Below are 21,234 nucleotides of genomic sequence, written 5' to 3'. Positions count from 1 at the left end.
TCAGTTTAATGAATGCCGGTGTCCCCCGTTAATGATGAAGAGCCAAAAAACCTGGCCTCCAATCGGGGATCAGTTGGCTTCGACACTGATACCCCTTTTGTCAGAGTTAGTCTGTTCGGTCGCTTTCCCAGCTGATAAGAAAACCGGCGATTCTATCACCCAGAATTTCGGCTCCCTTATCCCCCTGGGGGCCGCTAGCGCCCCAGCCCAGGCCATTCTGGCAGTCGGCAAATTTAGCCAGTTTCTCGCCATTTTCTCCGGTGACTTCGCCCGAGATGCACACCTTGCTCTCACCGGCTCCGAAACCAATCCAGACTCTCATGTTCTGACTGCCTGGATCGAGGCGGGTAAACCGGCCAGTGACCTGCATTGCGCTGGCCGAAGGCTCTCCCTCTGATTCCTCCAGGGTCACATTCGTAAACCCAGCCGCCCTCAGCGATTCCACGATGTCGGTTGCTAGCAGATGAGGCGCTGACTTCACCATCGCATTAGCTGTGTCGCGAAATTTGGCTTTGCCCAGGTCTGCATCATCGGTGCTGAACAGGTGAACATGAATCGCCTGGTCTTTCGATAGTTCTCCACTGTAGATTGTCGAGTCATCCAGCGCTTTCCCTGCACTGGCAGTCTGGTGTGTCATTGCCAGCAGCATTAAGGTCAATGTGCCAAGTTTTGTCGCACTATATTTCATCTCAGATATTTTCCTTGTTCAGGTTTCAGCCACCATGCTCGGGGAAGCCGTTCTCGGGTGTACAGGTATGGCAGATCTTGCCGTCCGGGTCACGCCACTTGGCGACATGACGATCATAGTAGAAGCCGCCGTATTGACCTTGGTAATGTTCACTCTTTTTCTGGTGATGTGAGTGCTGCAGGTGAGTGTGGACCTCCACTCCCTTGAAGTGGCTATCGTGAAACTTACAGCTGCCATTGGCAGTCCGACCATCCCAATGGATATTCCAGAGTACATTGTCATGGTGGTGACCCCGGGTGGAGAAGGCCGCCATGGGAATGTCGCGGAATTCGTGCGTATGGGTCATCACTTCCTGCTTGCAGCGACCTGCTTTTTCCTTGTTGACGGATGCCGGTACACTAGCCGCGAACAGTATGGTGAGAAGAGGTAAGATTGAAACGATCTTTTTCAACATGATAAGTGCCTTTGTCATTCAATGGTGATAATTTTAAACCTGCTGGATTACTCCAGCATAGTTAGAATTCGAGGCTTTTCCAGGACGTCCCGACTTTCTGTGAGAAGAAATGTATGAGCCGTCGTGCGGCACCATAAGGATCAACAACGGTATCATGAAGGAAACAATAAGAAAGACCTGTATAGGGGCGCTGGCTACGGGAATAATTCTCCTGGAGACTAACGCATCTGCGGAGATCGTGCAGTTCGAGGCGACATTTGCTGTGGACGGCAAAACCGACTTTGATCCTGGCGATACTGTCATCCTGAACGGAGCTGATTTTGACAACGTTCAGTTGGGCGATCAGTTCACCATACATTTCTTTGTCGACACCGACTTAACGGATTCCGACGATAGAATAGAGGTCAACGATAACGTTCTTCTGGCGGCGGATTCGCGTATTGGTCGTTTCGGCGGGGTGCTCTCAGCTCTGCAGATCGTCGCAGACGCCGCGAATGCAGGAAGCTTCGATCCTTCAGGTATAGGGATCAGCTCTTCGACTGTGTCGTCAACTGCTGATGCTGTTGCCGTATACAAGACCAATAACGCTATAGCTAACAAAGAAGTCATCCGTCTGCTGGCTGCAACAAACCCCGCTCCAGGGGTGCTGGGCGGTGAGTTAACCGATATCGTGATGAATTTCTCCAATATCCAGCCACTGGGGGCGGCCAACCCCGAAGATTACCTGGATGACCGGAGTGTTACGGTTGACCCCTTCGACTTCAATGATCTGTTTCAGGGACCATCACAAATCGCGGGCAACGTGCGCGATCTAATCTACATGGACGATGATATTCAGGGTACCGGTTTCGAGGTAAACGATCTCAACCGGCCAATGGCTCTGCGCTTTGGAGAGGCAGACATCCTGCCAGCGAACGGAGCCTCATACCAAAAGAGTGTCTATGTATGGGGTACTCTGGTGAGTATTTCGTTGCCTGCCGTGCCTCCGCTACTCCCGCTACCAACACCCGGCCCCACTCCAATGGCAACACCGACGGCGACACCGATAGCTTCCCCGGCGTTGCTGGCACAAGCCGCTCCCGTGCCACTGCCTAACGTGATTACCTTGTTGCTGATTGCCGTTCTGGGCTATCTGGGTTTGCGTAGGGTGTAGTCACTCTTCAATCTGATGGGGAGACGAGGTCATAGGTGAGCTTTACGACTATTGTAAGATCAGTGCCTGAAAAGTATGCAACGGTCTTCTGGTCGGGCCACCCGCCCGAAATTCTGGTACTGGTTTCTTCACTACCTGGACTCAATGTCACGCTAGCGATGATCTACGCCGCCTACACGATATCGACCGATCCGGATGACGGCTTCTGGTTGGCGCTATCTCCGTGCTGGGGCTATTGCTTTTGATTTGGTGGTACACTCGCCCCGATACCGAGGGCAGTAACCAGTTCGGTTAGTATACTTATCAATGACAGGACTTAATCTTTATGTATTCTCTATCACGATTCGTTCTGGTGCTACTGATGGCGGCATTCGCCACAGCCTGCAGTACCAGTGATAGCGCTTTAAAGGAGCAGGGGCATTCTGAGGCCTACGTGGTCGGATTTCACGATGGTCGCCATTCCGGTATGCAGGAAGCAGGTAATTCCTGGGAACACTATATTCGCGACCATGAGCGCTTCGAAGCCGACCTGGACTATAAGGAAGGGTGGCTGGCTGGCGAAGCAGAGGGGAAGCGTCTGCAGGCCCAGGCGACGGCTGCAGGGGAAGCGGCAGCTGGCGCCTACACCGGCTATCGGGTGAAAGAAGAAACTGACAAGGCCATGCCTCACCCCAATAAGATTGGGAAAGAGGTCGTGAAGGATGTTGATACCGACGCGCTGAAGAGTCTGGAGAAGTAGCGTCGGTATTCTTCGTCAACGGTTGCTCCGGCTATCGGCGTTACATATCGTTCAATGATGGCTTTTCCGCGTGTAAATGGGGGTTGTCGGCCGCTCCCGGCCCCGTTGCCGCTCTAGCAATACTGGATCGTTTCCTTGACCTGGAATGACGGCTAACCCCGAACAGCCGAGAAACAGACCTGTCTCCTGGAATCACTGGGCGGCAAGATTGTGCGGGTTCAAGTCCCGCTCCGGGCACCATGCAAGACGTTAATTCCCGGGTCCTGGTTCAGTAAGGCGGGTCGAAGGTCAGTGGTAGTTTGAGCTTCAGGTTCGTGGGGATCATTTCAATGAATCTACCGCGAAAAGGCATTACCAGATCAAGGCAGCCGCCGTATCTTCGGCTGGAAGTACTCTGCATGTGTCCCCTGCTGAAAGCCTCATAATCTGCTCCCGGCCTGGGAATCCAGACGAACCCCTCCGGCCCGACAGCCGCCTCACCCTTGGGTCGTTTCGAGAACTCCACTCCCTCTTTGTTCCCATCCAGATCAACATCAAAGGACTTGTAGACTTTACCTTGCCTGTCGCATTCAGGGGCCTCGTAAAAAAGATCTATAAGCCCCACCACGAGTGAGACATCCAGTATCTCTTCAGATTCACGATAATACTCTGTGTGAAGATAAAAGGTCTCTTCAATACCTTCGAAGTTGAGGCCTATCATATGGCCAAAGTTGTCAACCATGCGAATGCCGCCTATTACCTTGCCATTAGCGTCGGTGACGGGAGACTCTTCCGATTCACTGACTTCAAGTCTGGCGACTTCCCGTGCACTTTTCAGCTCAAAGCCTGGTTCCAGGTAAAATGACTCGCTTGATTCAAGGATGTTCATCAGGCCTGGGTTGTCGGCAAATCCAGCGGTACTCAGTTCGCAGTCGGCTACTCTCCCGCCGCACAATCCTTTCTCCCGCTTGCGCCACCCCGTAAACTGATAGCCCGCAGAGGGCTGCGCGGTAAAAGTTTCGTTGAAATAAATATCGTTAACGTCTATATCGCAGGTCTGGTTGCTGCTGCAACTGTATCCGCCGCTTGCGGAAGACACCGTACCCCCTTCCGGTACCTGAATGGAGAGTTTGCAAGCCGTGAGTGTTAACAGCAAAAATACAATTAATAGTCGCACTTTGAACACCTGTCCCCCAGATCGACCGATCTTGCCATAATTTTATTTTTTTTTGCGCTATGGGTGCAGAAGAAGTTGGGTGGCCGCCGTTGAATTCACGCGCGATACCTCGTTTACCGTTGGGGCGTGCTGATCTTCTTTTTGCTCGCCGTCACTGCTATGCTCAGCGCTGTTTTTACTTAGCCAGACAGTGAGGTATTCCTTGAAACAGGCCCTGGTCACCATGCTTACCATGCAGGATCGGATGAACACCCGTGTGCATGAAAATTGGGTTGAACAGCATTTCGACTGGTATCGGGCTGCCTGGATCGAATGTGGCGAACTGATCGACCATTACGGCTTTAAATGGTGGAAGAAGCAGGAGCCGGATATGGAACAGGTGCGCCTTGAAGCGGTTGATATCTGGCACTTTGGTATGTCCGCACTGTTTGTTGAAGGTAAGGATATAGAGCAGATCGCGCGGGAAATGGCGACAGAGCTGGAAGCGCATGCGCCCTCCGGCCTCGATGTGCGTGAAGCGACCGAGGCCCTGGCGCTTTACTGCCTGCAAACAAAGAGTTTTTCTCCCTCACTCTTCTGGGATCTGATGCTGGCCTCAGATATGGGCTTCGATGACCTCTATCGCTCCTACGTGGGCAAGAATGTGCTCAACTTCTTCCGTCAGGATCACGGCTACAAGGAGGGATCGTACATCAAGAACTGGGACGGTAAAGAGGATAACGAACACCTGGTAGAGCTACTAGCCACGCTTGACGTGGACGACGCCGAGTTTGCCGATCATGTCTACTGGGCTTTGGAGAAGCGATACCGGGAAACCGCTCTGGATTAATCGATGTCACAGGAAGACGGCAAGCTTTCAACGACAGCGCTGGCGCGGAAGCTCGAAATTCCCGTACAGCAGTTGTTTGCCACGTTGCGTGACTACGGCTGGATACGCCGCTCCGGTGACTCCTGGGTGCTGCTGCCCAAGGGTGAATTCGAGGGCGGCTCCTACCAGAAGAGTCGACGTTACGGTCAATATATCGTCTGGCCGCAGACCCTGGATCATCACCCCCTGCTGGCAGCTATCGAGTCGAATCAGCGCATTACCGCCGCGTCCATGCGCCGCTATTACCCCCGCTTGCATGCGCGGCAGATAAATCGTGCGTTAGCGGAGCTGGGGCTGCAGGACCACAGTATTCTTGGTTGGGAGCTGACGCCTCTGGGTCGCTCCATGGGGGGGCAGCAGGAGGAGAGTGAGGCTTCCGGTGCCTACTATGTGACCTGGCCCCATGAGGTGGTAGACAACCCGGTAGTGCATCGCGAACTCACTCGCCAGTCAGACCAGATACCCACTGCCGAGCCGGCTGACCCCAGCGCTGAACCCGACCTGTTTGCCAACACCGAAGGGAAGCTGGTCTGTGATGGTATCGATGGCCACGTGCTGAAAACCCCGCTGCAAATGCGGGTGTGCAACTGGTTGTACCTGGCACAGTTGGCGCACGCCTACCGCAGAAACCTCCCAACTGAAGAGCTGGTATACGCCGACTTTTACCTACCGGCTGGCAATGTATATATCGATTGCTGGGAAGAGGATACGTCTGCGGATGAACTGCGCGAGCGCCTGAATAAGCACGAGATATATCGACAGATGGGGCTGAATTCGCTGGAAGTGAACGCGGCCGATGCAGACAAGCTCGATGAGGTGCTGGGGCGTGGGCTGCTGGCCTTTGGTATCCGCTGTTAATTCAGTTCATGTGACGAGTGAGCAGTACGCCACATTCCATGTGATCGGTGTAGGGAAACTGATCGAACATGGCAAAACGTTCTATGGTGTGCGTAGTGCACAGCACGCGCAGGTTGCCCGCTAGCGTGTAGGGATTACACGAGATATAAATAATCGATTCGAATCCCTGAACCATCTTTACCGTCTGCTCATCAAGCCCGGCCCTGGGCGGATCGACGAAGACCGTGCGCAAATCGTAGTCACCGAGTGAGCGGGGCAGTTCTGCCAGGCGCCTGAATTGCCGTTCTCCATTCATCGCCTGGGTGACTTCTTCAGCCGACAGCCGAATAATCTGGACGTTATCCACCTCGTTCGTCGACAGGTTCTCACGCGCTGAACGCACGGAGATTTTGGCCAGTTCTGTTGCTAGTACCTGGTCGAAGTGCGCCGCCAGGGGAATGGTGAAGTTGCCGTTGCCGCAGTATAGCTCCAGCAGATCACCCTCCAGTTTTGCGGCCCGGGCACAGGCCCACTCAATCATATGCGTGTTTACCCGCGCATTGGGTTGGGTGAATGCCTGCTCGTACTGTTGGTACTGGTACTCGCGACCCTCAACCGTAAGGATCTCGCGAACCCAGTCGTTACCCAGGATGCGTTTCTGCTTGCGGCTGCGACCAATCAGCGAAAGCTTAGGGCTAATCGCCTGCAATGCCTGGCGCAATGCTTCGGCCTGGGTTTCCCAGGCGTCCTGCAAGGGGCGGTGGTAGATCAGGGTTACCAGTGCGTCACCGGCTAGCGTGGCCAGAAACTCCACCTGAAACAGCTTGCGGCGCAGCTCGGGATTGGCCTGAAGGTAAGCGCGCAGAGGCAGCATCAGTGCCTGAATCGTTTCGCAGCCAATCGGGAAATCATGGATCGCTACCGGTGTACGCGGGTCCTCGCGGCGAAACATTACATAGTCCAGAGCGTCGCCATCGTGCCAGATGCGGAATTCCGCTCGCATACGATAGGCCGTCGGGGAAGACGGATATATCTGCGCGGGCGGCGGACAGAAGTCACTCATCAACTCGTTGATGCGGGCCGCTTTCCCCTCCAGTAGGCTGGTGTATTGCTCTGGTTTTACCGCGGAAAGTGGCATCAGTTCAGTCTTCCTGGATCGCGGTCAGCCCACAACAACCGACTCTGCTCTTCACACTCAGGCAGCTCCCATTCTGGCTGCAGCACCAGTAACGCGGCCGCGGTGGTCGCCAGAACCGCATTCAGTCCATAGGCGTCGTGCTGCTCGCCGCGCCACAGCGTGACCAGCGGTGCCGTGTCCGGCGCGTCAACCGGTGCAACCTTGCCGTTGAGTGTGCGCGGCAGCAGTATCTCTTCGCTGCGGTTCTCGCGCAGCAGTTGCAGGCGTGTGTCAGCCTGGGGTTTCACTTCTATCTCACCGCTATCACCCTTTAGCACAAGGGCGCGTGGCTGCCCCAGTAGCCGGTCGGCTTCCTGGTGGAGCGCTGCGTAGGCTGGATGAAAAACGCTCTGCAGGCTGGCTGGCGCTGATAGGGGATTGAGCATTCGTGTCAGGGTGTTCACTGGTGAGCGCAGGCCGAGTAGCGGGCGCAGCTGTATCAACTCGTGCAGTCGCGGGCAGAATGCGCGCAGCGGCAGGTAGCTGAGACACTGTTCATCCAGTTGGACTGATACCTGCTGCCAGTCTGCTGCCACCGGTAAGCCCAGTTGCGTCATTGCCTGCGCAGTGTAAAGCCTGCCGGCGGTATGGCCGTCGCTGCCGTGGACGAATACCCGGTAGCCAGCCCCGGCCAGTAACAGCAGGGACAACACATACCAGGGGTGCTGGTGTTTCTTGCCGGCGTAGCTTGACCAGTCGAGGTCTGCCGTCAGTCCCGTCCCAGGTTGTTTCATATGCAGGCGGCAGGCATCAACAAAGCCCGCAAGCTCTTCGCCCGTTTCCTCTTTTACCCGCAGCAGCATAAGGAACGCGCCCAGCTGCAGCGGTTCCACCTCGTTCGCCAGAATCATGCTGAACGCCGTTGCGGCCTCCTGCCGGTCGAAGGAGCGGCTGCCGGACTTGCCTTTGCCAAGTATGCGTACATACGGTGCAAAAGGGTGTTCGGTTGCAGGCTGATCGAAAACAGGGGTGATATTCAAAGTCTCTCTTAAAGGCAGTTTTCGGGTTTGGGCAGTCCGGCGATCTTACTGCCGAGTTTGGCCGGAGAACCGGGAAAAAGGCCCAGCAGGTAAATGCTTTTGCCTTTTTCGGGGCCAAGCTTAAGGACGCAATATTTTACCAGAGGCCGCATGGCGGGAGAGGCATCGTATTGCTGGTAATAGTCACGCAACAGATGGATCACCTCCCAGTGTGCATCGGAAAGCTCAATACCCTCTGCATACGCCAACTGTTCGGCAATCTCTGGCGTCCAGTCGGCCAGCTTGCGCAGGAAGCCTTCTTTGTCGACGTCCACGCCCTCAAGCACGGTCAATACCAGGCCATCTGCCGGGGATAGTATTCAGTAAGACCAACGAAGCCGTCCATATCAACCAGCAGGGTAGGCCCCAGTCGCTGATCCAGTCCGGCGGCGGCCACGTCTGTATCCAGCGCCATGACTTTTGCCTCGCAGTCCCTGAGCGCGAGCGCGGTTTCACTACCGGGAATCGCGTTATAAACACCGTCACCCAGCAGCAAAATCGCATCACCTGCCTGCGCCATGCGCAAGCAGTCGCGGAAGCTGTCGCTGATGCCGGCTGTATTGAGTGTATGCAGGATCATTTCAGCAACTTACCAGATGATCGGCTTCACTGAGTAACGGGTGTAGTTCCACCGCCTCGAGAACGCGCGCGGGCAATACCAGGTCGCTGGCTGCTATGCCGTAGCGTCGCAACGCATCAGCGTCAACCAAAACGCTTTCCACATCATAAAGGGGAAGCGAGCTTATTACCTTTCCCGCATTGCGTACGCCGATCTCCGCGCTGTCCTGGTCGGTCAGCAGTTGCAATACGCCTGCCCCCATGAAAAGCAGGTCAAAGTCCTGCTCAAATGCGCCCATGGCCAGGGCGAGGTCAATAGTGGCCCTTGTCAGGCTGCTGCCGTAGGGTGAGTGACGCATGACGATAACGGTGCGCTTGCGCTGTGGTGTGCTCATATCATCCGCCAAAGGTAATGAAGCGGTCGGCGCTGGCTGCTGCGTCAATTAACTGGCCAAGCCCGGAGATGATGAAGGCGGGGTGGGCACTGGCTGCGGGCTTTTCGTGGCGGACGGCCTCGTTAGCATCCAGCACGCCATGTTTGAGCGCAGACGCGATGCATAGCACCAGCTCCACTGCATGCTGCTCTGCAAGCGCTACCCATGGCGCCAGGCGGTCAGCCTCGTCCTGCGGAAACACGGCTAACTGTGACCCCGTGGCGGTGCCTTCATCCAGGAAGAAGATGCGATCAATGCGGTGCCCCCTGTCCAGGGCAGCGCTGGCAAAGCGGGCAGCGGTGCGCGCGCCATGCCCCGACACTGGTGAGGCAAGGACAAGCAGGGTATAGATCAAGGGAAAAGTACCCTAGAAACGAAAAACCCCGGCGCAGGCCGGGGTTTGTCAGTACGGCCTAAAGGCTTAGTCATCGCCGCCCAGCGCAGTCAGCAGGTGCAGCATGTGGATGAACAGGTTGTATATGTTCAGGTACAGGGACACCGTTGCGCGAATGTAGTTGGTTTCGCCCCCATTTATGATGCGGCTGGTATCAAACAGGATGAGTCCTGACATGATCATTACAATGGCCGCCGAAATGGCCAGGGAGACCGCCGGGATGCCCATGAAGATATTGGCAATGGACGCGACGACTGCGACCAGCAGGCCAACGAACAGGAAACCACCCATAAAGGAAAAGTCCTTGCGGGTAGTCAGCGCGTAGGCAGACAGGCCGAAGAAGACCAGCGCTGTGCCACCCAGGGCCTGCATTACCAGCGCGGGGCCGCCGGGCATGGACAGGTAATAGTTGAGCATCGGGCCTATGGATGCGCCCATGACGCCGGTGAAGGCGAAGATAGCAAGCAGGCCCTTGCTGCTGTCGGCCATCTTGTTGACCACGAACAGCAGACCAAAGCCGACCAGCATCAGCACCAGGGCAGCACCTTGTCCCAGGCCCATGGCCATGGAAATAGTGGCGGTTACGGCACTGAAAGCGAGTGTCATGGCCAGCAACATGTAGGTGTTACGTAACACCTTGTTGGTGGCCAGCACACTGTCCATGCCGGCTGTATTCATCTCATACAAACTCTTGTCTTGCATCGTTTACTCCGTAACGCATTGCACAGGATAGTGCGTATGTTCCTAAGACAGATAATAAGGGCGTGAAGTTCAAATTTAAAGGGCCATGAAACCCTGATTTTCATCCGGGTATGCCGATAGTTTACCAGCAATCTCTCCCCCGTACCCCGCGCTCGCCCGGTTTAACAGTTCGCACCCGTCAACAGGTGGCCTGGCTGTTCACTGCGAGTCGCCGACATATCGGTTGCACTGTCCCGGCAATTGCAATTCACTGGCTTTTCCCACAAAGCCAATAAGAGAGGCCCTGATGTCTGACCATAGCGCAGCTGACGCGAAAATACTCGACGGATCCACCTGGGATGAATTCTGCGATGCGCTCAAAGAGGCAGGCAGGATAGTGCACAGCGAGAACGCGCCCCAGGACGCGTTCAACAAGGCGGAGGGCTATCGCTACCTGACCCGCCTGTTGCGCGGCGGGCTGGAGAGCTACCTGGAATTCAGCGATCCGCTGTTTCCCCAACTGCGCTGCGGCGCGCATGAGACCATCAAACTCGGGGCGGATAACCCGGACAACCGCTATGAGAGCTCGCCCATCCGCTCGCAATTCGATTATCGCATCACTGGCAAGCGTAACACGGTGAGCTACCTTGGTATCAGCACCACCATCAACAAGTATGGCTCGGGCGGTACTATGGAGGTGACAGGCCATATCGACCACCGGGATATGGATGTGGATGCAAACGGCAATATAGAGATCATCGTGAGCCGGGAAAAGCAGCCGGGGAACTGGCTGCCGATGGCCGAGGACTCCAATTCCGTGCTGGTGCGACAGACCTTCCAGGACCGCATTGGCGAGCAGGCCGCTGATCTCAAGATCGAGCGCCTGGGCGCCAGTGAAGAGCGACCGGAGCCATTCAATGCGGAGAAACTGCAGCGTGGATTGGTCGGCGCCACCATGTGGGTGCAGGGCGCTGCGCAAATGTTTGAAAACTGGGTCGAGAGCTTCCTGCCTACACTCAACGAGCTGCCGCCGGCAGATCAGGCCTACTGTCAGTCCATTGGCGGTGACCCCAATATCTTCTACTTCCACAGTGCCTGGCAGCTCGCAGACGACGAGGTGTTTGTTATTGACGCGCCGGATATTCCGGAATGTGAGACCTGGAACTTCCAGCTGGACAACTGGTGGATGGAGTCGCTGGACTATCGTCATCACACTATTCACGTTAACAAGCACACGGCGCATTACCAACCCGACGGTAGCGTTCGCGTGGTGGTATCACACGTGGACCCGGGTGTACCCAACTGGATTGAAACTGCGGGCCACAATATGGGCACCATGTGTTGGCGCTGGATCGGGGCTCAGCGTCACCCTCTGCTGAAGACCCGTGTGATGAAGCTGGCGGACCTGTAATGAGCAGCGTCATTGTCAGTTTTATAGCGGATGAACTGGTCGCCGAGGCCGTCGCGCAAACCGGCTTCGATGACTTTGGCGACCTGCCTTACCGGGAGGGTCTGGAGGTGCTACTGCAGACCTATGACCGTCACGTGCAGGACCCCGAAGGTCGCAAGCGCCTGCGCGAGCGAGTGGTGTTTCAACTGTGTACCCGGCTCAAATGCGAAAATGCGTTCAAGACTATTCCCGCCTGGCGGGAACAGGAAATCGTTGCCCCCATCTTTGTCACAGGGCTGCCTCGATCCGGCACCTCCGCTTTGCTCAACCTGCTGGTTTCGGCACCGGAAAACAGGGGTCTGTTGCAGTGGGAGGTGCAGTTCCCCGACCCCTGGCCCGGCAGTCAGCCCGGAGACAAAGACCCGCGTTATGACTTCCTGGCCAAAGCGCTGGAAGAGTCGCGTAACTCGGAGTTTGCCAAGATTCACTACGTGGATGCGGATACCCCCGAGGAGTGTGTGCTGCTGCACGCCTACGCCTTCACCGGTGTGCAGCTGGGTTTTGAAATCATGCTGGAACCTTATCGTAGCTGGCTGCTGTCGCAGGACGCGGAGCCGCTGTATGCCTACCAGAAAAAGCAGATGCAAATGCTCAACTGGCGCATGCCGGGAGAGCAGTGGATGCTCAAGGCACCGGCGCACATGCACAGCCTGGACGCCATTCTCAAGGTGTTCCCGGATGCACGCTTCGTCTGGTGCCATCGCGACCCGCAGGCGGTTGTGCCGTCGATCAGCAGCATGAACCGGGTGGTTATGGATATGTACCTGGGCGATTACAGCCATCTGGATGCCGGTGAGATAGGGCGCGCGGTGATGGATTGGTACGCCATGAGCCTGGAAAAGGGGCTGGCCATGCGCGAAAAACTGCCTGCAGAGCTTTTTGTGGATTGTTCGCAGCAGGAGTTCGTGGAGGACCCGCTGGGTGTTGTGCAGCGTGTCTACGATGCCTTTGCGATGAACCTGAGCGACGAATCAAAAGCTGTGCTGGCCTCTCACGTGCGCGCCAACCCCAAGGGCAAGCATGGCAGGCACGAGTACAAGCTGGAGGAATACGGCCTGACGCGGGAGCTGATCGACCGGCGTTTCGCGTTCTATACCGGCGACTCGCGCTGGCCTATCAGCGCCTGAATGGAGTAGCTATGAGCGATACGATTACCGTCAGTTCGGACACCGTGACCATCGCGGCCCCCGCGCAACTGGTTTGGGATGTGTTGGTGGATTTTGCCCGGTACCCGCAGTGGAACCAGTTTTGCCCGTCCATCGAGGCGACACTTGAAGTGGGCTCGCCGGTGGTGATGAAAGTAGACCTTGGTCAGGGGCTGCAGGACCAGGTGGAGTACATCACCCTGCTGGAGCCACCGCGAAAAATCACCTGGTCCATGGAGAACAACCCCGGAGACCCGATCCATGCGGATCGCTCCCAGGTCGTTGAGCCCGTGGATGAAGATCACTGTACCTATGTAACCTACGACATATTCAGCGGTGAGGCTGCCCAGCAGATGGTCGAGATGCTGGGCGCGCCAGTAGAGCAGGGTTTTAAGCTGTGTGCACAAAACCTGAAGGCCCGCGCAGAGGCGCTCTATGCGCAACAGCGCGGTACGGGATAGGGCACAGCCAACCCCGAAATCCCGGGTCGTTCAGGTGTCCAGTCCGCCCATCAGCATGTACTTGATCTCCAGGTAGTCGTCCATGCCGTATTTGGAGCCTTCCCGGCCGGAGCCCGACTCTTTTACGCCACCAAAAGGCGCCATTTCGTTGGAAATAATGCCCTCGTTGATCCCCACGATTCCATACTCAAGTGCCTCGGCGACACGCCAGACGCGGCCGATATCGCGGGTGTAGAAGTAGGAGGCCAGGCCGAATTCGGTGTCGTTGGCCATGGCTACCACTTCATCTTCTGTGGAGAAACGGATGACGGGAGCCACGGGGCCGAAAATTTCATTGCGAAATACCGCCATATCCGAAGTGACTTCGGTGAGTACTGTGGGCTGGTAAAAGCAACCGCCAAGGCTGTGAGGGGCTCCACCCAGGGCCACTTTGGCCCCGGCTGCCACCGATGATTGCACCAGCCCGTCCACATCCGTTACCGCTTTTGAATTGACCAGGGGGCCAATCGAAATCCCGTCGTCCATGCCATCGCCCACATTCATTGCTGCGGTCGCCGCAACCAGTTTCTCTACGAATCGGTCGTAGATCGCTTCCTGCACAAACAGGCGGTTTGAGCAGACGCAGGTTTGCCCGGCGTTGCGGTACTTGGAAATCAGTGCGCCCTCCACGGCGGCGTCCAGGTCTGCGTCGTCAAAGACAATGAATGGCGCGTTCCCGCCCAGTTCCATGGACGTTTTTTTCACGGTGGCGGCACATTGCTCCATCAACATCTTGCCCACTGGTGTTGAGCCAGTGAAGGTGAGCTTGCGCACTATCGGGTTGGCGGTCATCTCCCCGCCGATGGCCGCACTGGAACCCGCCACCACATTGATCACGCCGGGGGGTATGCCGGCGCGTTCGGCCAGCTCTGCCATGGCGAATGCGGACAGTGGCGTCTCAGTTGCCGGCTTGATCACAATGGCGCAGCCCGCCGCCAGGGCAGGTGCCGCCTTACGGGCGATCATCGCGTTAGGGAAGTTCCAGGGGGTGATGGCGGCCACCACGCCCACCGGTTGCTTGATGCACACGATGCGCCTGTCGGCGGACGGTCCAGGAATGACATCGCCCTCGACCCGCTTGGCCTCCTCGCCAAACCACTCCACGAAGGACGCACCGTAGGCGACTTCACCGCGGGATTCCGCCAGCACCTTGCCCTGTTCTGCGGTCATGATAATGGCCAGGTCCTCCTGGTGGGCCATCATCAGGTCGAACCATTTGCGCAGCAGGGCGGCGCGAGACTTGGCCGGTGTGGACTTCCATTCCTGCATTGCTGAGTCTGCGGCGGCAATTGCGCGCGCGGTCTCCCCGGTGCCGGCGCGCGCCACGTCGATGATGTGCTCCCCGTTGGCCGGATTGGTGACCGCGAAGGTGCTGCCATCGTCGGCATCCACCCACTGGCCATTTATGTATGCCTGGTTTTTAAGCAGTGTTTTGTCGGCTAGAGCCAGCGACATAATTGAACTCCTGGTATGCGTGTAAAAGAATGATAGTAGGTTTTTCTCGTGCTGCGATCATATACCCCCTTAGGGGAGAGAATTGTCAGCCGCGCCTTCTGCGCGACAGGCCGTGTTTGCGTACCATTCCGCGCATTTGATCGTAACTCAGGCCCAGGGCCTGGGCGGTGCGTCGTTGATGGCCGCCGTTCTCGGCCAGCGCCTGTTGCAACAGGCGCTTCTCCAGTGCCTCCATATGGGCGTGGAAGTCAGTTACGGCCGGGGTCTGCGCTTGTGGCGCCGACGCCTGGTCAGCCTGGATACTGGCAGGCGGGGCTTCCTCCTGCCAGGGTTTGATGAAGGGGTCGATGACAATCTCGCCCACTTCACGGGTGCCGTCTCCCCAGCGGTGCAGAGAGCGCTCCACGGCATTTTTCAGTTCCCTGATATTGCCAGGCCAGTCATGGTTCGCCAGTTTTTGCATGGCTGAACCGGCAAAACCGGGAAAGTACTCCCAGCCCAGTTCGCTGCTCATCTGTATGGCAAAGTGTTCTGCCAGTTCCGCGATGTCCTCGCGACGCTGGCGTAAGGGGGGGAGGTGCACCACGTCGAAGCTGAGACGGTCCAGCAAGTCAGCGCGAAATTTTCCCTGCGCGGCCAGCGCGGGCAGGTCTGCATTGGTAGCGGCGACGACGCGAACGTCCACCTGTAATGTCTGCTGTCCTCCAAGGCGCTCGAATTCACCGTACTCCACAAGCCGTAACAACTTCTCCTGTAAGCGCATGGACATGGTGCCCAGTTCGTCCAGAAACAAAGTGCCGCCGTCGGCGCGCTCGAAACGACCTCTTTGCACGCGGGTGGCGCCGGTGAAGGCGCCGACTTCATGGCCGAACAATTCCGACTCCAGCAGCGCCTCGGCGATAGCGGCGCAATTGGTTTTCAGTAACGGGGCGTCCCAGCGCGGGGAAAGGTAATGCAGGCGATCCGCAGCCAGTTCCTTGCCCGTTCCGCGCTCGCCGACGATCAGCACGGGGCGGTTGATCGATGCCAGCAGAGAGACTTGCTCCAAAGCGCTGGCCAGAGCGACGGAGTTACCGATGATGCTTTCCTGGTTTCTCTTCATAGGCTAAATATACCTATTAAAAGTGTAAAAAGAACCTTCTAGTAGGGTTAAATACGCCTAGAATAGTCACCAGGTGACCGCGTGGAAGTTGGAAAAGCGATATAAAACAGTAGCTTAAGTGTCTTGGCACGGGATGTGTATTGTAATGTGTCACAGGGCGCACAGAAGCTCAGAGAAGTAGGGATTACTAGAATGAACAAACTGGGAGAACGGTTTCTGATTTACGGCACCTTGGCGATGCTGTGTGCACTGACTGCCGTGGTCGTCGATGAGGCAGCCGGCCTGTGGAGTTTTATACAGGTGGTTGCAGTGATTGAATTGATTTACTGGATTGCCAGTCCCGCTGCCAAGGCGCGCAGCCGAGGCTGGTAAACCGACAACAGGAGAAACACCATGGGTATATTTTCCCGTATGACAGACATCATCAACTCCAATATCAACGCCTTGCTGGACCAGGCGGAGGACCCGGAAAAGATGATCCGCCTGATTATTCAGGAGATGGAAGACACGCTGGTTGAGGTGCGTTCTTCTTCAGCGAAAGTGCTTGCCGACCGCAAGGCGGCTGCGCGGCGCCTGGAGCAGGTAGAGGCCGAAGCCCGGTCCTGGGAAGAGAAGGCCAGGTTGGCGATCACTCGCGGCCGCGAGGATCTCGCCCGGGCTGCGCTGCAGGAGAAGCACGCTATTGAGGAAGAGGTTGAGGCCGTTCAGGGTGAACTCAAGGCAACTGATGAGCACATTGAGCATTTGAATACCGAGGTCGCGCAATTGCAGCAGAAACTGAACGACGCCAAGGCCAAACAGAAAGCGTTGCTAATGCGTGGTAAAACAGTCGAATCGCGTATCAAGGTCAAGCGCCAGATTCACCGTGAGGCGCTGGACGGTGCTTTCCAGCGGTTTGAGCACTTCGAGCGGCGCATGGATAACCTTGAGAGCCAGCTTGAATCCATGGACGTCGGCCGCGACGTACCCCCGGACCTGGCGGCAGAGATCGATGCACTGGCCGGTGACGAGCGCATCAATGATGAGTTGGATCGCATCAAATCCGAGATGAGCGAAAAGCCAGGGGCCTCCTGAGCAGTTGGTCATCCACTTCATTAATGGCAGCATGATGCCTGGTCTTCATGGTGTCGGAGGAAGGAATTAATGGAATTTTGGAAGTTCATGTTCGTCCCCACCATTCTGTTTATGGTAGTCGTGGCTCCCATGTGGATCACCATGCATTACCGCAGCCTGAGCCGCTCTTCACGGAGTCTCTCCCAGGAGGACCGGGAGTCAGTAGAACAGATGTTGGAAACCGTAGATAAATTGACCGAACGCATCGGTACGCTGGAGTCGCTACTGGATGCCGATCATCCGGACTGGCGCAGCCAGCGCGGCAGTGCAACACAAGAGGAGGCAAGCTGATGTCCAGACGACGCAAGCATGAATACCGCGGTACTTATCGCCGCGAGAGTGGCCGCTTCCGCAGTAATAAACGTGGAGGCTGGGGCATGGGTCTTTATCGCAACACCCGCGACGGCAAGATCGCTGGTGTCTGTGCCGGCCTGGCGGATCACTGGGATATTGCCCATTGGGTGATGCGCCTGGTGTGGATAGGCGGCTTTTTGTTCACCGGCACCCTGGCCCTGTGGGTTTACCTGGGCGCCTGGATACTGCTGGCTCCCCGGCCCACACGGCGCGTTGCTGACGGCAGCTACGCGGACGATGAGCCTGAGTTCGAGGACATACCGGTTGAAATGGAGTACGACGAGCGCTACCACGACTACCGGCCGCGCAAAGTTTTTCGCTACAGTGAGTCCGGCAGCGTCCGCCTGGAACGGGCGCGTGAGCGCCTGGACGCTGCTTTGCGCCGGGTCGAAAACATGGAGTCGTATGTGACCTCGCGTCGCTACAACCTGAATAAGGAATTCTCCAAGCTCTAAAGCCAGCCCCTGGCGGTTCTTTCCCCATGGTGGGCAGTGGTATAGTGCTGCTGACTGCCAGGGGACAAAGATGACTGACAATACTCGCTTGCAGCACTCTGTGCTGGGTACGTTCCTGTTGCCTGTCGCGCAGGCTTTGCGACTTTGCGGCCTGGACCCGCTGGAAGTGGTAGATGAAGTCGGTATCGATGTTGCCAGCATCGCCAATCCCGACTGGCGATTACCGCAGGGCCAGTTCAACCTGTTAATGAGCCGCTGCGTTGAGATGTCTGGCGATGAAGCATTCGGCCTGTTGGCAGCGCAGCAGCTGCGCCCGCAGGTGCTGCGTGGCCTGGGTCTCGCCTGGCTCGCCAGTGATACCGTTTATGACGGCCTGCGTCGTCTGGTGCGGTTTGGCAAACTGGTGAGCACAGCGTCTGACCTCAGCCTGCGCGAGGAAGGTGAGCAGGTTGTCGTCGATTTTGGCCGTTTGCCAAACGCCGAGCACTTTCATTATGCCAATCGGGACTATGCAGTAGGCATGGTTGCGCGCATGTGCAGTCTTGCCCTGGGCGACTTTATCGCCCCGCTATCGGTCGAGCTTGAAAGGCCCCGCCCACAGTCGCCAGAGCGCTGGGAGTCCGCGTTGAGCTCCCGCGTGCTTTTCGACTGTGAGCGCAGCCGCCTGAATTGGTACCGTTCCGATATCCTCGAGCCGCTGGTCACCGGCGACCCGCAACTCGCCCGGGCCAATGACGAGCAAACCCAGGCCTATCTGGACGGATTCCTGGTCCACTCCACGTCCCGGGACGTGGTCGACAAGATCCTTGAGCACTTGCCTGACGGTCCGCCAGGTCAGCAGCAGATTGCCGAGTCATTGCATGTCAGTAACCGTACACTGCAGAGGAAGCTGAAGGAGGAGGGCACCAGTTTTCTTGACCTGTTGCAGGATACGCGCCTACAGCTGGCGAAGAAGTACCTGCGACACCCCAACCGCTCGGTAGTGGAAACCGCATACCTGCTTGGGTTCTCTGAGCCCAGTACCTTCTCCAGGGCTTTCAAGCGTTGGACAGGTATGGCACCCGCAGACTACCGGGAGAGTGCAAAACAGCGCTGACGACTTGGCGCCTGCGGCCATGCCACTGGCGCGGCGGGCAATATGCTGATGCGCCTGCGCTGGGTAATCTGGTCACGAAACCATTGAGGAGTTCTGACCATGAGCAACCCGGTAACCATTATCTCGGACAAAGTCGTGCGTATGCTGAATTCCATTGTGTATCTGGTGATCTGCGCCAGCCATCGCAACGGCTCTACCAGCGTTGACATCACGCGTTCTCTGGGAGGGCTGGCACCGGTACATGCGGATATTTACCATCAGGGCATGGTGGAGCGGGCGCTGGAGGACCTGCAGCGGGAAGGTCGAGTCGCCCGGGCGGGTTCACGCTGGTACAGAGTGTAAGGCCGGTCTTCAGGCGTCGGACATTGGCGGGTCGCCCCAATTAGGCGGCCATTCCCGGGCAAACACTTTATAGCGTCTTATTGATCTCCTTCACTTCCTTCCTTCTCGCAACGCCCTATAATTTGCTCATACAGACATTGCAGGGTTGCGAGCATGGGTAAAATACTGGTTATAGCCGACATCACAGGCCGTTGCGGTGCCACTCCGCGTGGGTTGGAACTTGCCGACAAGCTCGGTCTGGATGCCGACGTCGTCGCGTTTGTGTACGCACCGCTTGGCAAACTGGAAGTGGATACCGCGGCCCGAAGCGCGATCAAGCAGCGACTGTTGTCACAACGCGAAACCGAACTGCAGTCGGTCATCGACAAGTATCAAGTGTCGGGGCAGAAAGTGAAGCTGCGAGTGCACTGGGAAAAAGACATCGTGGACTGGGTCAACAAGCGCTGTGCCAGTACCGCGTATGAGATGGTGGTAAAGACCGGGCGCCGCTCGGAAACTCTTGCATATGCGTCATCTGATTGGCTGTTGTTGCGAGAGTGTCCCGTACCGCTGCTTATTCTCGCGAGTAACAAGTGGAGTAGAACGGCCCCGGTAATGGCGGCGCTGGACCTTGCGAGCAGTATAGCCGCCAAAAAGCAGCTTAATGATCGCGTGCTGGGCCAGGCCAAAGCGCTTGCCGAGGCTATGGGAGAGAAACTGGAAATAATCTGCGCAGTGGAAGTGCCGGCCCTGCTGCAGGAGTTGGATCTGGTAGATCCGATAGCTTACGTTAAGCGGGCCAGGAGTGATATGGAGCCAGTCATCCGCAAACTCGCCAAGCGACATGGGATTCCCGAGAAGGCGTTTCACACCAAGCGCGGGCCGGTGGAAAAGGTCATCGCCAGCCAGGCGGCTGCCAAGCGCGCGCAAATAGTAGTCATGGGTACTGTCGGCCGGAAAGGCGTAAAGGCAAGGCTGATTGGCAATACCGCGGAAAAAGTACTCACCCACCTGAAGACCGACGTGCTGGCGATCAAGCCCTGAGTCGGGCCGGAGTCACCGCCGGGAAATATTTGCGGTAAAAATTTGCTATTTGCTCAGTGGCGTCTATGTTTCAGGAAGCACGTCGCTCCCTGCGCGTGCTGACACGTCCCCTGGCCGATGTTTCTGCCCCGAAGCATACGGCTGTTAGCCCGCCTCACTTTGTGACCGGCGGGCTTTTTTATGCCGGTTAAGTTTCGGTTTTTCTGCTAGATATCAACTTCACTTAAAGCCAATTCTAGATCTCCGCTCGGCCCTGGCGCCCGCGGCCATGCGACTGACGCCCGCGGCCATGTGGTCGACCACTCGCTATCCCTATTATGTCCCCCATGCACAAGGCAGCACCAACACGCATTGCTGCAACGGGAGAGACATCATGCATGAATTAGTAGAGCGCATTCAGCAACCGCAACTGTGTTACGTGTTCGCTAAAAATGCGATACGCAACGGACACCCGGAACTGGCGGTGCAGGCTTACCGACGTGCTGTAGACCTTAGAGCAGAGGCACATGACGTCGACTCTGAGGTTGACCTGGACGCACTGCGTGCAATCTACGCCTATGAGGAGGCGCTCAGCTTTAACAAGGGCAAGCGCACCCGGGCTACGGGCACCTGGCAGATGGTCAACAAGAATGGGCTGGTGCCGGCGATTCATCGCCGACTGCAATCAGGTAGTACCCGTGATGTGATGCCCGCGCTGCAGGAGTTGGGCATGGAAGACTACAGTTTTGAAGCACTTGCCAGGCGGCATCCTGATGCCTTTCAGCAGGCAGCGGCCTGATTGTCACCGAGTGCAGGTAAAGAGATCCCTACCTTAGCCCGGCCCTGCTGTATCGGGAGTAACCGGGCTCTTTTTATTACCGCGGCTGGCAGCCCCTTGAGGCTGCGCAGACGCCCCCAGTCACTGAATGATCCCTACTTTACCCGGCCATCGTGCCGGGTTTTTTTTCAGATATATGCCTGCGAGAGCATTGTCACCTTCTAGCGGTATTGTTTTTGCTCCCAATGTAATAGATTAAAGGTTTTACCAAGCTGGAGCGGAAA

Annotated in this window: 27 protein-coding genes; 15 read left to right on the top strand and 12 right to left on the bottom strand. The window is 56.9% G+C overall.

Going from position 1 to position 21,234, the window contains the following annotated elements:
* Positions 1–106: 106 nt before the first annotated feature.
* Positions 107–688, bottom strand: coding sequence for a DUF4410 domain-containing protein (locus C0039_RS20405; protein ID WP_101519153.1), 582 nt, complete (start codon positions 686–688; stop codon positions 107–109).
* 25 nt (positions 689–713) lie between these two features.
* Complete coding sequence (locus tag C0039_RS20400) at positions 714–1,034, bottom strand: hypothetical protein (protein WP_207796501.1); 321 nt, start codon at positions 1,032–1,034, stop codon at positions 714–716.
* 262 nt (positions 1,035–1,296) lie between these two features.
* On the opposite strand from C0039_RS20400, the gene C0039_RS20395 reads away from it, so the two are divergent.
* Entirely contained in the window at positions 1,297–2,295 is a 999-nt protein-coding gene (locus tag C0039_RS20395; protein ID WP_133126063.1) for a hypothetical protein, read from the top strand.
* Positions 2,296–2,620: 325 nt separating this feature from the next.
* The gene (locus C0039_RS20390; RefSeq protein WP_207796500.1) at positions 2,621–3,034 is read left to right on the top strand and encodes a hypothetical protein; all 414 of its coding nucleotides are present in this window, start codon (positions 2,621–2,623) and stop codon (positions 3,032–3,034) included.
* Between the two features lie 268 nt (positions 3,035–3,302).
* On the opposite strand, the gene C0039_RS20385 is transcribed toward C0039_RS20390, so the two are convergent.
* Positions 3,303–4,190 carry a hypothetical protein gene (locus C0039_RS20385; RefSeq protein ID WP_133126062.1) on the bottom strand — a complete coding sequence of 296 codons (888 nt, stop codon included), beginning with the start codon at positions 4,188–4,190 and terminating at the stop codon, positions 3,303–3,305.
* A 202-nt stretch (positions 4,191–4,392) separates the two neighbouring features.
* Here C0039_RS20385 and C0039_RS20380 point away from each other — a divergent pair, with 202 nt between their 5' ends.
* Together C0039_RS20380 and C0039_RS20375 are read left to right on the top strand one after the other, a co-directional pair.
* A complete protein-coding gene (locus C0039_RS20380) occupies positions 4,393–5,019 on the top strand; it encodes a dUTP diphosphatase (protein WP_232334783.1) in 627 nt (208 codons plus the stop codon).
* 3 nt (positions 5,020–5,022) lie between these two features.
* Positions 5,023–5,916, top strand: a complete 894-nt coding sequence (locus C0039_RS20375; RefSeq protein ID WP_101519148.1) for a hypothetical protein — start codon at positions 5,023–5,025, stop codon at positions 5,914–5,916.
* Between the two features lies 1 nt (position 5,917).
* Here C0039_RS20375 and trmA read toward each other — a convergent pair whose 3' ends face one another.
* The 7 genes from trmA to C0039_RS20340 all read right to left on the bottom strand — a co-directional run bounded on the left by trmA (position 5,918) and on the right by C0039_RS20340 (position 10,179).
* Positions 5,918–7,033: a tRNA (uridine(54)-C5)-methyltransferase TrmA gene (trmA, locus tag C0039_RS20370; protein WP_101519147.1), complete on the bottom strand. Its 1,116-nt coding sequence runs from the start codon at positions 7,031–7,033 to the stop codon at positions 5,918–5,920.
* Entirely contained in the window at positions 7,033–8,052 is a 1,020-nt protein-coding gene (locus C0039_RS20365; RefSeq protein WP_101519146.1) for a glycosyl transferase family protein, read from the bottom strand. The genes trmA and C0039_RS20365 overlap by 1 nt, the downstream gene beginning before the upstream one ends.
* 8 nt (positions 8,053–8,060) lie before the next feature.
* Positions 8,061–8,384 (bottom strand): TusE/DsrC/DsvC family sulfur relay protein, encoded by a 324-nt coding sequence (locus tag C0039_RS20360; protein ID WP_423810694.1) that lies wholly within the window; start codon positions 8,382–8,384, stop codon positions 8,061–8,063.
* Positions 8,381–8,671: a sulfurtransferase complex subunit TusB gene (gene tusB / locus C0039_RS20355; protein WP_084179803.1), complete on the bottom strand. Its 291-nt coding sequence runs from the start codon at positions 8,669–8,671 to the stop codon at positions 8,381–8,383. Before tusB ends, C0039_RS20360 begins: the two co-directional genes overlap by 4 nt.
* A 1-nt stretch (position 8,672) precedes the next feature.
* On the bottom strand, positions 8,673–9,044 hold the full coding sequence (gene tusC, locus C0039_RS20350) for a sulfurtransferase complex subunit TusC (RefSeq protein WP_101519144.1): 372 nt from the start codon (positions 9,042–9,044) through the stop codon (positions 8,673–8,675).
* A 1-nt stretch (position 9,045) separates the two neighbouring features.
* Positions 9,046–9,438, bottom strand: coding sequence for a sulfurtransferase complex subunit TusD (gene tusD / locus C0039_RS20345; protein ID WP_101519143.1), 393 nt, complete (start codon positions 9,436–9,438; stop codon positions 9,046–9,048).
* Positions 9,439–9,504: 66 nt separating this feature from the next.
* The gene (locus C0039_RS20340) at positions 9,505–10,179 is read right to left on the bottom strand and encodes a Bax inhibitor-1/YccA family protein (protein ID WP_198171639.1); all 675 of its coding nucleotides are present in this window, start codon (positions 10,177–10,179) and stop codon (positions 9,505–9,507) included.
* 286 nt (positions 10,180–10,465) lie between these two features.
* Between C0039_RS20340 and C0039_RS20335 the strand changes: the two genes are divergently transcribed.
* Genes C0039_RS20335 through C0039_RS20325 form a run of 3 tightly spaced genes read left to right on the top strand, consistent with a single transcriptional unit; the run spans position 10,466 to position 13,214 of the window.
* Entirely contained in the window at positions 10,466–11,569 is a 1,104-nt protein-coding gene (locus C0039_RS20335) for a DUF1214 domain-containing protein (protein ID WP_101519142.1), read from the top strand.
* Entirely contained in the window at positions 11,569–12,735 is a 1,167-nt protein-coding gene (locus tag C0039_RS20330) for a sulfotransferase family protein (protein ID WP_101519141.1), read from the top strand. The genes C0039_RS20335 and C0039_RS20330 overlap by 1 nt, the downstream gene beginning before the upstream one ends.
* Positions 12,736–12,746: 11 nt before the next feature.
* Complete coding sequence (locus C0039_RS20325; RefSeq protein WP_076001074.1) at positions 12,747–13,214, top strand: SRPBCC domain-containing protein; 468 nt, start codon at positions 12,747–12,749, stop codon at positions 13,212–13,214.
* Between the two features lie 30 nt (positions 13,215–13,244).
* On the opposite strand, the gene C0039_RS20320 is transcribed toward C0039_RS20325, so the two are convergent.
* Positions 13,245–14,708 carry an NAD-dependent succinate-semialdehyde dehydrogenase gene (locus C0039_RS20320; protein ID WP_101519140.1) on the bottom strand — a complete coding sequence of 488 codons (1,464 nt, stop codon included), beginning with the start codon at positions 14,706–14,708 and terminating at the stop codon, positions 13,245–13,247.
* A gap of 85 nt (positions 14,709–14,793) precedes the next feature.
* Positions 14,794–15,810: a phage shock protein operon transcriptional activator gene (gene pspF / locus C0039_RS20315; protein ID WP_076001076.1), complete on the bottom strand. Its 1,017-nt coding sequence runs from the start codon at positions 15,808–15,810 to the stop codon at positions 14,794–14,796.
* Between the two features lie 192 nt (positions 15,811–16,002).
* Here pspF and C0039_RS20310 point away from each other — a divergent pair, with 192 nt between their 5' ends.
* The 8 genes from C0039_RS20310 to C0039_RS20275 all read left to right on the top strand — a co-directional run bounded on the left by C0039_RS20310 (position 16,003) and on the right by C0039_RS20275 (position 20,971).
* Positions 16,003–16,182 (top strand): hypothetical protein, encoded by a 180-nt coding sequence (locus C0039_RS20310; RefSeq protein WP_076001077.1) that lies wholly within the window; start codon positions 16,003–16,005, stop codon positions 16,180–16,182.
* A gap of 21 nt (positions 16,183–16,203) precedes the next feature.
* Positions 16,204–16,884, top strand: a complete 681-nt coding sequence (pspA, locus tag C0039_RS20305; protein WP_076001078.1) for a phage shock protein PspA — start codon at positions 16,204–16,206, stop codon at positions 16,882–16,884.
* A gap of 69 nt (positions 16,885–16,953) precedes the next feature.
* On the top strand, positions 16,954–17,214 hold the full coding sequence (gene pspB / locus C0039_RS20300; RefSeq protein ID WP_076001079.1) for an envelope stress response membrane protein PspB: 261 nt from the start codon (positions 16,954–16,956) through the stop codon (positions 17,212–17,214).
* A complete protein-coding gene (locus tag C0039_RS20295; RefSeq protein WP_076001080.1) occupies positions 17,214–17,732 on the top strand; it encodes a PspC domain-containing protein in 519 nt (172 codons plus the stop codon). The genes pspB and C0039_RS20295 overlap by 1 nt, the downstream gene beginning before the upstream one ends.
* A gap of 70 nt (positions 17,733–17,802) precedes the next feature.
* Positions 17,803–18,828, top strand: a complete 1,026-nt coding sequence (locus C0039_RS20290) for an AraC family transcriptional regulator (protein ID WP_076001081.1) — start codon at positions 17,803–17,805, stop codon at positions 18,826–18,828.
* Positions 18,829–18,927: 99 nt separating this feature from the next.
* Entirely contained in the window at positions 18,928–19,170 is a 243-nt protein-coding gene (locus C0039_RS20285) for a hypothetical protein (protein WP_076001082.1), read from the top strand.
* A gap of 153 nt (positions 19,171–19,323) precedes the next feature.
* On the top strand, positions 19,324–20,193 hold the full coding sequence (locus C0039_RS20280; RefSeq protein WP_076001083.1) for a universal stress protein: 870 nt from the start codon (positions 19,324–19,326) through the stop codon (positions 20,191–20,193).
* A 373-nt stretch (positions 20,194–20,566) separates the two neighbouring features.
* A complete protein-coding gene (locus tag C0039_RS20275) occupies positions 20,567–20,971 on the top strand; it encodes a hypothetical protein (protein ID WP_076001084.1) in 405 nt (134 codons plus the stop codon).
* Positions 20,972–21,234: the final 263 nt, after the last annotated feature.

Origin of the sequence: Pseudohalioglobus lutimaris (assembly GCF_002866825.1) — a bacterium.
GTDB classification, from domain to species: domain Bacteria; phylum Pseudomonadota; class Gammaproteobacteria; order Pseudomonadales; family Halieaceae; genus Halioglobus; species Halioglobus lutimaris.
Note: the sequence above shows the minus strand (reverse complement) of the source record. Positions and strands in the feature narration are given on the sequence as shown.

Excerpts from the sequence above, each read along its gene's own strand:
- C0039_RS20405 (WP_101519153.1), bottom strand. The coding sequence starts at position 688 with ATGAAATATAGTGCGACAAAACTTGGCACATTGACCTTAATGCTGCTG.
- C0039_RS20400 (WP_207796501.1), bottom strand. The coding sequence starts at position 1,034 with ATGACCCATACGCACGAATTCCGCGACATTCCCATGGCGGCCTTCTCC.
- C0039_RS20395 (WP_133126063.1), top strand. The coding sequence starts at position 1,297 with ATGAAGGAAACAATAAGAAAGACCTGTATAGGGGCGCTGGCTACGGGA.
- C0039_RS20390 (WP_207796500.1), top strand. The coding sequence starts at position 2,621 with ATGTATTCTCTATCACGATTCGTTCTGGTGCTACTGATGGCGGCATTC.
- C0039_RS20375 (WP_101519148.1), top strand. The coding sequence starts at position 5,023 with ATGTCACAGGAAGACGGCAAGCTTTCAACGACAGCGCTGGCGCGGAAG.
- trmA (WP_101519147.1), bottom strand. The coding sequence starts at position 7,033 with ATGCCACTTTCCGCGGTAAAACCAGAGCAATACACCAGCCTACTGGAG.
- tusB (WP_084179803.1), bottom strand. The coding sequence starts at position 8,671 with ATGATCCTGCATACACTCAATACAGCCGGCATCAGCGACAGCTTCCGC.
- tusC (WP_101519144.1), bottom strand. The coding sequence starts at position 9,044 with ATGAGCACACCACAGCGCAAGCGCACCGTTATCGTCATGCGTCACTCA.
- C0039_RS20340 (WP_198171639.1), bottom strand. The coding sequence starts at position 10,179 with ATGCAAGACAAGAGTTTGTATGAGATGAATACAGCCGGCATGGACAGT.
- C0039_RS20335 (WP_101519142.1), top strand. The coding sequence starts at position 10,466 with ATGTCTGACCATAGCGCAGCTGACGCGAAAATACTCGACGGATCCACC.
- C0039_RS20330 (WP_101519141.1), top strand. The coding sequence starts at position 11,569 with ATGAGCAGCGTCATTGTCAGTTTTATAGCGGATGAACTGGTCGCCGAG.
- C0039_RS20325 (WP_076001074.1), top strand. The coding sequence starts at position 12,747 with ATGAGCGATACGATTACCGTCAGTTCGGACACCGTGACCATCGCGGCC.
- C0039_RS20320 (WP_101519140.1), bottom strand. The coding sequence starts at position 14,708 with ATGTCGCTGGCTCTAGCCGACAAAACACTGCTTAAAAACCAGGCATAC.
- pspF (WP_076001076.1), bottom strand. The coding sequence starts at position 15,810 with ATGAAGAGAAACCAGGAAAGCATCATCGGTAACTCCGTCGCTCTGGCC.
- C0039_RS20310 (WP_076001077.1), top strand. The coding sequence starts at position 16,003 with ATGAACAAACTGGGAGAACGGTTTCTGATTTACGGCACCTTGGCGATG.
- pspA (WP_076001078.1), top strand. The coding sequence starts at position 16,204 with ATGGGTATATTTTCCCGTATGACAGACATCATCAACTCCAATATCAAC.
- pspB (WP_076001079.1), top strand. The coding sequence starts at position 16,954 with ATGGAATTTTGGAAGTTCATGTTCGTCCCCACCATTCTGTTTATGGTA.
- C0039_RS20295 (WP_076001080.1), top strand. The coding sequence starts at position 17,214 with ATGTCCAGACGACGCAAGCATGAATACCGCGGTACTTATCGCCGCGAG.
- C0039_RS20290 (WP_076001081.1), top strand. The coding sequence starts at position 17,803 with ATGACTGACAATACTCGCTTGCAGCACTCTGTGCTGGGTACGTTCCTG.
- C0039_RS20285 (WP_076001082.1), top strand. The coding sequence starts at position 18,928 with ATGAGCAACCCGGTAACCATTATCTCGGACAAAGTCGTGCGTATGCTG.
- C0039_RS20280 (WP_076001083.1), top strand. The coding sequence starts at position 19,324 with ATGGGTAAAATACTGGTTATAGCCGACATCACAGGCCGTTGCGGTGCC.
- C0039_RS20275 (WP_076001084.1), top strand. The coding sequence starts at position 20,567 with ATGCATGAATTAGTAGAGCGCATTCAGCAACCGCAACTGTGTTACGTG.